Origin of the sequence: Geodermatophilus chilensis (assembly GCF_002802985.1) — a bacterium.
In the GTDB taxonomy this organism is placed as follows: domain Bacteria; phylum Actinomycetota; class Actinomycetes; order Mycobacteriales; family Geodermatophilaceae; genus Geodermatophilus; species Geodermatophilus chilensis.
The window spans coordinates 45,517-55,915 of record NZ_NVPT01000010.1; the positions used below are offsets into that span (position 1 = coordinate 45,517).

The following is a 10,399-nucleotide window of genomic DNA, read 5'->3' on the forward strand; positions in this document are numbered from 1 at the left end:
GACCCTCTTTCAGCTGGAGGGCACGGCCTCCTGCTGTCGGCGCCACCGGATGCCCGCCTCGATGAACGGGTCGATGTCCCCGTCGAGGACGGCGGAGGTGTTCCCGGTCTCCTGCTCGGTGCGCAGGTCCTTGACCATCTGGTACGGGTGCAGGACGTAGGAGCGCATCTGGTTGCCCCAGCTGCTGCCCTCGCCGCGCAGCGCGTCCATCTCGGCCCGCTGCTCCTCCTGCCGCTTGGCGAGCAGCCGCGCCTGGAGGACGCGCATCGCGGCCGCCCGGTTCTGGATCTGCGACTTCTCGTTCTGGCAGGAGACGACGATGCCGGTCGGCAGGTGGGTGATCCGGACGGCGGAGTCGGTGGTGTTGACGCTCTGCCCGCCGGGGCCGCTGGACCGGAAGACGTCGATGCGGATCTCGTTCTCCGGGATGTCCACGTGGTCGGTCTGCTCGACGACGGGCAGCACCTCGACACCGGCGAACGAGGTCTGCCGGCGGCCCTGGTTGTCGAACGGCGAGATGCGCACCAGCCGGTGGGTGCCCTGCTCGACGGAGAGCGTGCCGTAGGCGTAGGGCTGCTTGACCGCGAAGGTCGCCGACTTGATGCCGGCCTCCTCGGCGTAGCTGACGTCGTACAGCTCGACCGGGTACTTGTGCCGCTCGGCCCAGCGCAGGTACATCCGCATGAGCATTTCGGCGAAGTCGGCGGCGTCGACGCCCCCGGCCTCGGAGCGGATGGTCACCAGCGCCTCGCGGGAGTCGTACTCGCCCGAGAGCAGGGTGCGCACCTCGAGCTCGTCGATCGCCTGGCGCAGGCTAGCCAGCTCCCGCTCGGCCTCGGCCGCGGTCGCCTCGTCACCCTCCTCGAGGGCCATCTCGTGCAGCAGGCCGACGTCGTCGAGCCGGCTGCGCAACTCCTCGACCCGGCGCAGGTCGCCCTGCAGGTAGGAGAGCTTGGAGGTCAGCGCCTGCGCGGCCTCGACGTCGTTCCAGAGGTCCGGCGCGGCGGCCTGCTGCTCGAGCTCGGCCACCTCGCGGCGCAGCCGGTCGACGTCGAGGACCGCCTCGATCGACGTCAGGGTCGTGTCGAGTTCGTCCAGGACGACGGAGAAGTCAGCGGCCACATCGACCCAGGGTAGTGCGCTCCGGCCGCGGGTAGGCAGTGGCGGCATGAGTGACCCGCACCGTCCACGTTCCCGCGACGACTACGCACGGGGGCTGCCCAACCACCACGACCCCACGGCCGGCATCGGCGGCGCCCCGCCGGCGCGGTCGGCCCTCACGCTGCGGCTGGTCCTGGCCGCCTTCGGCCTCGTCTTCTGCCTGGTCGCCGGCCTGCTGTGGCTCTCCGGCGACGCCCTGCCGGTCTGGCCGGCGGTGGTGCTGTTACTGCTGGCCGCCGTGGCCGCCGTCGACCTGGTGGTGGTGGCCCGCCGGAAGGCCCGGGGCGAACCCGGCTGAAAAAGGACCTCCCTGCCCCCCCGCCACTCGCGAGTTCGCGGCGGGCCCCTGCAGGGAGGCCGCCCGCGGCGAACCGGGCTGACGCGGGCCTGCTCAGAACAGCGCAGCGGCCGGCTGGGCCACGTGCGCGGCGAGCCAGCCGCTCAGGTCCTCGGCGGGCATCGGCCGGGCCAGGTGGAAGCCCTGGGCGAAGGTGCAGCCGAGCTCGGTGGCCAGCTCCAGCTGATCCGCGGTCTCCACGCCCTCGGCCTGGGTGCGCACGCCGCAGGCCCGGGCCAGCGCGACGACGGCGGCGATCGCCGCAGCCGCCTGGCTGCGCCGTCCCTCGGGGTAGGCGACCAGGCTCCGGTCGATCTTGAGCAGCCCGGTGGGCAGGGCCACCAGCTGCCCCAGCGAGGAGAAGCCGCCGCCGAAGTCGTCGATCGAGACCTCGACGCCGGAGCGGCGCAGCGCGGCGAACTGCGCGGCGGTGCGCTCGACGTCCTCGGCGACCGACCGCTCGGCCAGCTCCACGACGAGCTGCTCGGGTGGCAGCCCGGACTCCGCCAGCGCCTCGTGGACGTCGGCGACCAGCGTACCGGTGGCGACGTGGCTGGCGCTGATGTTCACCGAGGTGACCAGGTGCAGCCCGGCCGCCGCCCACGCCGCGGTCTGCCGGGTCGCGGTGCGCAGCACCCAGCGGGCGATCGGCGTCATCAGGTCGTGCTGGGCCGCCGTCGGCAGGAAGTCGGCCGGCGCGAGCAGGCCGCGGTGGGGGTGCTGCCAGCGGACGAGTGCCTCGACGCCGGTGCACCGGCCAGACGGCAGGTGCAGCACCGGCTGGTAGTGCAGCACCAGCTGGCCGTCGGCCACGGCGTCGCGCAGCTCGGCGGCGACGGTGGCCTTGTGCTGGGCGGCGGCGCGCAGGTCGGCGGTGAACAGCCGGACCCGGTTGCGGCCGGCGGCCTTCGCCGCGTACATCGCGAGGTCGGCGTCGCGGACCAGGTCGGTCGAGCGCACCCGCGTGGGCCGGGACTCCGCCGCGGTCGCGATGCCGATGCTGACGCCGAGCCGCACCATCCGGCCGCTGAGGTCGAACGGGCGGTCGATGCTGGCCCGGCAGCGGTCGGCGAGGGCCTCCGCGCCGGTGCTGTCGCAGTCACGGCACAGGACGATGAACTCGTCGCCGCCCAGCCGGCCGACGGTGTCGCCGGCGCGGGTCACGCCGGTCAGCCGCTGCGCGATCTGGCGCAGCAGGTCGTCGCCGGCGTCGTGGCCGAGGGAGTCGTTGACGTCCTTGAAGCCGTCGATGTCGAGGAAGAGCACCGACACCGGCCCCCGGTCGTGCTGCTGCAGCTCGGCGTCGATCAGCTCGTGCAGGTGGGCGCGGTTGGGCAGCTCGGTGAGGGTGTCGTGGCGCGCCCGCCAGTCCGAGGCGCGCTCGGCGGCGACCCGGTTGGTGACGTCGGTGTGGGTGACGACGACCTGGCCGGCCTGGTCGACCCGGGAGGCCTGCAGGTGGACCCAGTACGTGCCGCCGCGCAGCTCGAGGGCGTAGTCGGCCTGCACCGAGGGCCGCTCGCCGCGGGAGAGCGCCCGCAGCTCGTCGATCAGCGTGGCGGTGCTGTCGTCGCCGTTGAGCCGGCGCGCCATGGCGAAGTAGTCGCCGTCCACCCCGATGCGCACCCGATCGTCGCCGAGGACGTCGGCGGCCTTCTCCCAGGCGGTGTTGGCGAGCAGCACCGTGCCGTTGGCGTCGATGAGCAGCGTCGGCGAGGGCAGCGCGTCGAGCACGGCCTCGACGACGACCGTGGACTGGGACGGCCCGTCGACCCGGCGGCGGACGTCGCGCGGCAACTGGGGCTCCTCCGGTCGTCGTCCCACGCGCTCCCCTGCCAGGTCCGAGCGGTCCTCGTCGGTCTCCGCGTCTACGGTGCCCAGGTGGACGGCGCTCATGCCCGCCCTCCCCCCTCTCCGCCCTGCGGCTCCCGGGTCTCCCGGACCACCCAGCTCAGGTAGTCGGGGGCGCCGCCGACGAGTGGCAGGGCGATGACGCAGGGGACGTCGTACGGGTGGAGCTCGGCGGTGCGGGCGACGACCTCCGGCACCAGCGACCGGCGCGTGTGCAGGGCGACGCGCGCCTCGGCCTCGTCGTGCACGGCACCCTCCCAGCGGTAGACCGACCGGATCGCGGCGAACTGGTGACCGCAGGCCACCAGTCTCTCCTCCACCAGTGTCCGTGTGTACCCGCCCAGCCACTCGGCGTCGCTTCCGGTGACCACGATCTCGCACACGTCCTCCACCACGCGGTCATCCAACAGGGGTGGAGTGACAGGTCCGCGGGGTAGGGCGGGGCCATGAGCGACGAGATGACCATCACGGTCGACAACGAGGAGTACGTCCTCCGGCCCGAGGGCGACACCCTCGCGATGGGCCGCCGGGTGGGCGGCGACACGGTCTGGCTCGAGGACGTCGCGCTGGCCAGCCTGTCCGAGGGCGCCCGCAGCGCCCTGGAGCGCGGGGACTCCTCCGACGAGGCGCTCCTGCTCGCCCTGCGCGGCGTGGTGGCCGCCGAGGTCCAGCGCGGCGGCTGAGCGGACCGGGAGGGGGCGTGCCTACGGTGCGGGCGTGACGCCCCCTCCCGACCGGCTCCCGGCCGACCTGGTCCTCGAGGGCGGTGGGGTCAAGGGCATCGCCCTGGTCGGCGCCGCCGTCGAACTGCTGCGCCGCTACCGGTTCGAGCGGGTCGCCGGCTCCTCGGCCGGGGCCGTGCTCGCCGCCTTCCTCGCCACCGGGCTCGACGCCGAGGGCGTGCTCGAGCGGGCGTCCCGGCTGGAGTACGACCGCGTGCCCGACGCCTGGGCACCGGTGCCGGTCGTGGCGCCGGCGGTCGGCCTGCTCACCCGGTCGGGGCTGCACCCGGGGCGCTACGTCACCGAGTGGGTGCGCCGGGAGCTCGCCGACCTCGGCGTGCACACCTTCGGCGACCTGCGCCGCGACGACCCCGGGGACGACCCGGCGCTGGCGCCGTGGCAGCGCTACCGCCTGGTGGTGACGGCGACCGACGTCACCCGGGGCCGGCTGCTGCGGCTGCCCTGGGACTACCGCGACTACGGCCTGGACCCCGACGCGCAGCCGGTCGCCGACGCCGTCCGGGCGTCACTGGCGATCCCGTACTTCTTCTCGCCGCAGACGCTGCGCGACCCCCGCACCGGGCGCCGCTCGACGCTGGTGGACGGCGGGGTGCTGTCCAACTTCCCGGTGGAGACCTTCGACCGCACCGACGCCGCGGCCCCGCGCTGGCCGACGTTCGGCGTCGGCGTCGGGGACACCCTCTCGGACGAGGACGTGTCGGTCTTCCCCTGGCGCCGGCTGCCGGGGCCGCTGCGGCTGCTGGACTCGCTGGTGGCCACGACGGTCTCGGCGCGGGACCGGGCCTACCTCGCCCGGCCCTGCGTGCGGCGGCGCGCGGTCTCGGTCGACACCAGCGGCACCGGGCTCACCGAGTTCGACGTCGGCCCGGCCGAGCGCGCACGGCTGGTCGCCTCGGGGACGACGGCGGCGCGGGAGTTCCTCGCGGGGTGGGACTGGGCGGCCTACCTCCGCGAGTGCCGCGGTGTGGGGATCGGGTGATCGACGCGATCGTCCGACGGAGACGCCCGCGTCGGAGCCGGCACGCGGGGCGGCAGCACCTCCGGCCGTGACGGCCTGCCGGAGGTGCTGCCGCCCGTGCGCCCTCGGCTACCGGCGGCCTGCCGCGGTTGCCGTGGGACGGTCGGCGTCCGGCCGATCAGCCGTGGCGGTGGCCGTGGCCGTGGCCGTGGCCGTGGCTCCTGCCGCGCTCGTCGAGCTCGCCGCAGGCCACCGGGAGCTCCGCCTCCAGGGGTGCGCCCAGGGCCGTGATCGGCCCGGAGTCGTACATCCCGTCGTCGTCCAGGTCCTCACCGTGGATGACGATGTGCAGGTCGTCGAGCTCGTCGAGGACGCCCTCCGGGACGTCCATGAGGACGCGCTGGTACATCAGCTTCCCGCCCTTCCCGGCCACCGGAGCGCGGTCGAGGGCCAGCCCGGAACCCGCGCTGGTGTCGCCCTCCACGCTGAAGGTGACCTGGATCGGGCCGTAGGCCGGCAACCCGTCGGCGGTCTCGATCAGCCGGTCGTCCACGCCACCGGCCCGGAACTCCGGCCCGGGGCACTCGTTCCTCGCCTCGAGGTCGCCGTGGATGTGCATGAGGTGCGGGAGCAGCGGGCTGAGCCCGCGCGCGGTCACCTCGACCTTCAGCTCGCCGTCCACCTCGACGAGCGTGGCGCGACCGCGCACGTCGGACCCGCTGTCGGCCTTCGGGTGATGCGGCACGGGCTCCAGGCGGGCGGAGTAGGTCTCCGCATCCCGGTGGTCGTCGTGGTACCCGTCCGACGCGAGCGCGGGGGTGGCGAGGGCGGGCAGCAGGGCTGCCCCGGCCAGGACGCTGAACAGTGATCTGTTGCGCATGATGCTCCTGTCGGGAGAGTCGTCGGCCGAGTCACCGCGACTCGACGACGCTCCCGGTTCTCAGCCGGGCCCCGGCGCGGTCGGCTCCCGAGCAGGAGTTCTCGGGCCAGGTGCGTGTCCGGCACCCCTCCGTGACCCCGCTCACAGCGGAAGGTGGGCAACGCGACGATCCACGCCCGCCCCTCCGGTGCGGTCAGCCCTCCTCGCCGTCGACCAGCTCGAGGGCCATCTCGGGCCACCACTGCCCGGCCGGCGGGCCGCCGCCGCAGGTGCCGTCGGAGTCGCCGGGCTGCTTGATCCAGAGCAGGGCGTCGACCCGGTCGAGCCCGGGGGACGTCGTCGGCGCCGTGCCGATCTCCCGCCCCGGCGGATTGCACCAGCGGCCCTCCCCGCCGGCGGCGTCCTCCGGCGGACCGACGCCGTTGCGGCTGGTGTCGACGAGGAAGTGGGCGGTCGGCGTCCCCTCGGGCGCGCCCTCCTCGAGCTGCCGGGACAGGTCCAGGCCGTACTCCGCGCTGGCCTCGGTGGTCTCGTAGTTGGAGACGTTGAGCGCGAAGCCGTCGGCGTGGTCGACGCCGCTGCGGCGCAGCGCCTCGGCGAGCGCCGGCACGTCGTCGACCCAGCTGGCGTTGCCGGCGTCCACGTAGACCCGCGTCTCCGGCTGCCGGTCGAGGATCTCCACGGCCTGGGTGAGCAGCTGGTAGCGGGCGGCGGAGTCCACCCCCTCACAGCCGACCAGGGCCTGCGGGACGGCGTCCGGCTCGAGGACGACGACCGCGGGCCGGTCGCCCAGCGCCGCCGCGAAGCTGCCGATCCAGGCCAGGTAGGCGTCGACGTCGGCGGCGCCGCCGGCGGAGTAGGACCCGCAGTCCCGCCCCGGCACGTTGTAGGCCACCAGCACCGGGAGCTCCCCCGCGGCGGCCGCGGCCTGAGAGATCTCCTCGACCGCCGGATAGGGGTTCTCGGGCGTGGCGATCCAGTTGGCGGTCGGCTGCTCGGCCAGCGGGGCGAGCGCCTCGGCGTCCGCCGTCCGCCCCTCGGCGCGGGCCTGCGCGACGGCGACGGGGGCGTGGCCCTCGGGGTTGAGCCAGAGCTCCTCCCCCGCCAGCCGGCTCGACTCCTCGGCCGCGGCGTCGGGTGTGTCGGCGCTGCCGCCACAGGCGACCGCGGTGCCGGCGACGGCCGCCAGCACCGTGGCCCGGACGGAGCGTCGGGCGTGCAGACGCGTCCTCATCGGACGTGCACCCAGCGCGCCGGGGAGGGGAGGCCCTCGGAATCGACCACGACCAACATGTACCAGCCGTTCGGCGTGAGGCCCTCCTCCTCGGGGACGCCGAGCTCGTAGGACCCGCTGCCGGCCGACTGCACGTCGAGGGCGATGGAGCGCTGCTCGGGGTCGGTCTGGTGGGTCACCGCGCTGGGCCGCATCAGCCGCGCCTCGGTGACGTCCCCGTCGGTGGCGACCGGGAAGGCGCCGCCCCGGGTGACCTCCTGCGGTGCGTCGGTGATCTCCGGGCGGTCCCCGGCGAAGAGGTACGGCGGGGAGTAGATCTCGATCCGGGTCTCGAACCTCCCCGGGATGGTGTTCTCCTCGTCGGAGAACAGCGGGTCCGAGCCCATGGTCATGACCCGGCCGTCGGGCAGCAGCAGCGCGGTGGCGTGGTAGTTGCGCCCGACCCGGTTCGGCGCCGCCTCGTGCAGGTGGCCGCTGTGCGGGTCGTACATCGTGGTCAGGTGCAGGTCGCTCTGCGAGTTGCCGCGGTAGCCGACCGAGCCCCCGGTGAGCAGGGTCGAGTCGTCGGGCAGCGTGACCGCGTTGAGGTAGCGGGCGGGGCTGGGGTAGTCGGTGGCGGCCGGCTCGTAGCGCGGCTCGGGCTCGGTCAGGTCGACGACGTCGAAGCGCGCCGTGGACTCCTCGCTGTCGCCGACCCCGCCGCCGCCGACGATGCCCACCCGCTGGTCCTGCGCGGGCGCGAGCATGAAGGAGCTGCTGGTCTCGTTGAACTCCGGGTCGCGCAGGCCGGGGACGTCCTGCCAGCTGTTGTCCTCGAGGTCCCAGATGCCGGGCCGGCGGCCCTCCTCGGCCGGTCCGTAGCCGGTGTTGGAGCCGCTGTAGAACAGTCGGTACCCGTCGGCCAGGCGGAACAGGGCTGGGTAGGTCGGGAAGTAGCGCTCCAGGTCCGGGCGCTCCTCCCAGGTGCGGGTGGCCGGGTCGTAGACCTCGTTCTCCCCCTCGAGGACCTGGCCGTGCTCGTCGAGACCGGAGACGGCGAGCACGCCGCCGTCCTCCAGGCCGACCAGCGTGGGGTACCAGCGGGACTCGGTCAGCCGGTCGGTCTCGCGGTAGGTCTCGGTGGCGACGTCGAACTCGTAGGAGGCGTCGAGCCCGCGGTAGTTCTGCTTGTCCAGGGTGATGGTGTCGCCCTGGCCGTAGAGGGTGGCGCGCTCCTCGGCGTCGAGGCCCTCGACCTGGAACTGCTGGCCGCCGTTGACGACCGGGGCGTCGCCCTCCGCCTCGGCCTCGATCCACACGTCCTGTTCGCCGGCCATGGAGCTGCCGTCGGCCATCAGGTGCGCGGGCGACACCGTGACGTCCGCCTCCGACACGTAGCTGTGGCCGCGTGCGGTGAACCGGGTGCCAGCGGGCAGGGTGACCGACTCGTCGAGGCGCTCGTTCTTCACGGTGAGCACGCCGGCGGCCCTGGTGACGTCCCCGGCGAGCACCTCGTACTCCCGCGTGCCGCCGGCGATGAGCAGGTTGCCGTCGGGCAGGTAGGCGTGCCCGGAGCAGAACAGGTCCTCCGGCGTCGGCACCTCCTTGGTGTCACCGGTGACCGGGTCCCAGACGATCGTCTCGAAGCTGCCGGCCTCGAAGTCCTGGGCGTCGTTGCCCGACCCGGCGACGAGCAGCACCTTGCCGGTGTGCAGCAGCGCGGCGTGGACGGCCTGCGTCCGGTACTCCTCGGGCAGCTCGATGGTCTCCCACGAGCCGTACTGCGCCTTGTACTCCGGCTGGCTGCGCTGGAAGTCGTCGTAGGCCTCCTGCGCGACGGCGGTGACGACCGGGCCGTTGGCCGCGACCAGCCCGGCCACCGTCGCGGCGACCAGGGCAGCGTTGCGCAGCCGGCGGCTGCGCCTCGGCTTGGGGCGGTTCATCGGGTGCTCTCCTGGGTCTGGGGGACGTCTACCGCGCGGTTGCCGACGAAGGTGACGGCCGGCGTGCGGGGACGGACGGCGGCGACGGCGTCCGGGACGACCGGGGCGGGCAGGGACGGCGTCGGCTCGGGGGCGTGCCGGCGCCGGCGGACGCCCCGGTGGCCCAGATGGCCACCGGCAGCAGGCACATGGTCAGGCTCAGCACCGCCCAGACGCGGATCGCCGCGTGGGTGTGGCCGAGCAGCTGCGAGGTCGTCAGCGCGGTCAGCAGCACGGTGGCCCAGACGAGGTGCCGGGTGAAGGAGGTCGGCCGGTCACCGGAGACCGCGCCCTTGCGGGTGACGGCGAAGCCGGTGCTGCGGTTGCGCACCGCGGCCCACAGCGCGCTGACGTACAGCGGCGTCGACATCACCGAGATGGCCATCCCGCTGACGCCCGAGGAGCCCTCCTCCTCGTGCGGGCTGACGTTGTGCTTGCGGTTCCAGAAGTAGACCGCGACCTGCAGCACGGCGGCGTTGACGTAGAGCATCAGCCACAGTTGGGCGGAGACGAGCAGGCCGGCGACGCCGGTCAGCAGGTAGGCGACCAGGTTGCTGACGCCCAGCACCCAGCTGATGGCGGTCGCCGGGTAGTAGGACATCAACAGCGCGTAGTGCGCCCGCCGCGGGAACGACAGCCGCGGGGCCAGCCGCCAGAACCGGCGCAGCACGACCTCGTCGGTGCCGCGGGCCCACCGGCCCTGCTGGGTGAAGTAGTCCCGCCAGGTGCTCGGGCCCTCGCCCACGGCCAGGACGTCGGGGGTGTAGACGGACTTCCACGCCGCGCCGGTCTCGGGATTGGTGCTGGCGTGCCAGACGATGCTGGTCGCGGCGTCCTCGGTGATCGAGTCCTGCAGGCCACCGATGGCCTGCAGGGAGGAGACGCGCACCGCGTTGTTGGTGCCGACGAACATCGCGGTGGTGAACCGGTTGGCCGCCCGCTGCAGGACGCTGTGGAAGAGGTACTGCTGCGACTCCGCGGCGCGGGTGACGAAGTTGTCGTAGTTGCCGTAGACCTGCGGGCCCACCACGAAGGCGACGTCCGGGTCGTGGAAGTAGCCCATCAGCCGCTCGACCATGTTCGGCAGCGGGACGTGGTCGGTGTCGACCGACACCCAGAAGTCGTAGTCGTCGCCGTGCGCGTCCAGCCAGGCGTTGTAGTTGCCGTGCTTGGTCTTCGTCTTGTGCCGGCCGGCGGGCTGGTTCCACTCCGGCACCCCCCGTCGGGTGAAGTGCCGGACGCCGAGCTCGGCGCACATGGCGCGCACCGCCGGG

Annotated in this window: 10 protein-coding genes; 3 read left to right on the forward strand and 7 right to left on the reverse strand. The window is 73.8% G+C overall.

The features are described 5' to 3' along the window. Positions 1-9: 9 nt before the first annotated feature. Positions 10-1,122, reverse strand: coding sequence for a peptide chain release factor 2 (gene prfB / locus CNO22_RS02995; protein ID WP_100497875.1), 1,113 nt, complete (start codon positions 1,120-1,122; stop codon positions 10-12). A gap of 46 nt (positions 1,123-1,168) precedes the next feature. Between prfB and CNO22_RS03000 the strand changes: the two genes are divergently transcribed. After that, a complete protein-coding gene (locus CNO22_RS03000) occupies positions 1,169-1,459 on the forward strand; it encodes a DUF6343 family protein (protein ID WP_100497876.1) in 291 nt (96 codons plus the stop codon). Positions 1,460-1,552: 93 nt separating this feature from the next. On the opposite strand, the gene CNO22_RS03005 is transcribed toward CNO22_RS03000, so the two are convergent. Next, complete coding sequence (locus CNO22_RS03005; RefSeq protein WP_100497877.1) at positions 1,553-3,394, reverse strand: putative bifunctional diguanylate cyclase/phosphodiesterase; 1,842 nt, start codon at positions 3,392-3,394, stop codon at positions 1,553-1,555. Beyond that, complete coding sequence (gene cutA, locus CNO22_RS03010; protein ID WP_100497878.1) at positions 3,391-3,744, reverse strand: divalent-cation tolerance protein CutA; 354 nt, start codon at positions 3,742-3,744, stop codon at positions 3,391-3,393. The genes CNO22_RS03005 and cutA overlap by 4 nt, the downstream gene beginning before the upstream one ends. Positions 3,745-3,795: 51 nt before the next feature. Between cutA and CNO22_RS03015 the strand changes: the two genes are divergently transcribed. Together CNO22_RS03015 and CNO22_RS03020 are read left to right on the forward strand one after the other, a co-directional pair. Continuing rightward, on the forward strand, positions 3,796-4,032 hold the full coding sequence (locus tag CNO22_RS03015) for a hypothetical protein (RefSeq protein ID WP_100497879.1): 237 nt from the start codon (positions 3,796-3,798) through the stop codon (positions 4,030-4,032). A gap of 34 nt (positions 4,033-4,066) precedes the next feature. Continuing rightward, positions 4,067-5,071: a patatin-like phospholipase family protein gene (locus tag CNO22_RS03020; RefSeq protein WP_100497880.1), complete on the forward strand. Its 1,005-nt coding sequence runs from the start codon at positions 4,067-4,069 to the stop codon at positions 5,069-5,071. A 157-nt stretch (positions 5,072-5,228) separates the two neighbouring features. Here CNO22_RS03020 and CNO22_RS03025 read toward each other — a convergent pair whose 3' ends face one another. The 4 genes from CNO22_RS03025 to CNO22_RS03040 all read right to left on the reverse strand — a co-directional run. Continuing rightward, positions 5,229-5,930 carry a hypothetical protein gene (locus CNO22_RS03025; protein WP_100497881.1) on the reverse strand — a complete coding sequence of 234 codons (702 nt, stop codon included), beginning with the start codon at positions 5,928-5,930 and terminating at the stop codon, positions 5,229-5,231. Positions 5,931-6,123: 193 nt separating this feature from the next. Continuing rightward, on the reverse strand, positions 6,124-7,164 hold the full coding sequence (locus CNO22_RS03030) for a glycoside hydrolase family 6 protein (protein WP_100497882.1): 1,041 nt from the start codon (positions 7,162-7,164) through the stop codon (positions 6,124-6,126). Further along, positions 7,161-9,086 carry a radical copper oxidase GlxA gene (glxA, locus tag CNO22_RS03035; RefSeq protein WP_100497883.1) on the reverse strand — a complete coding sequence of 642 codons (1,926 nt, stop codon included), beginning with the start codon at positions 9,084-9,086 and terminating at the stop codon, positions 7,161-7,163. Before glxA ends, CNO22_RS03030 begins: the two co-directional genes overlap by 4 nt. Before the next feature lie 28 nt (positions 9,087-9,114). After that, the coding region (locus CNO22_RS03040) for a glycosyltransferase family 2 protein (protein ID WP_100497885.1) at positions 9,115-10,399 on the reverse strand (1,285 nt) is incomplete at its 5' end.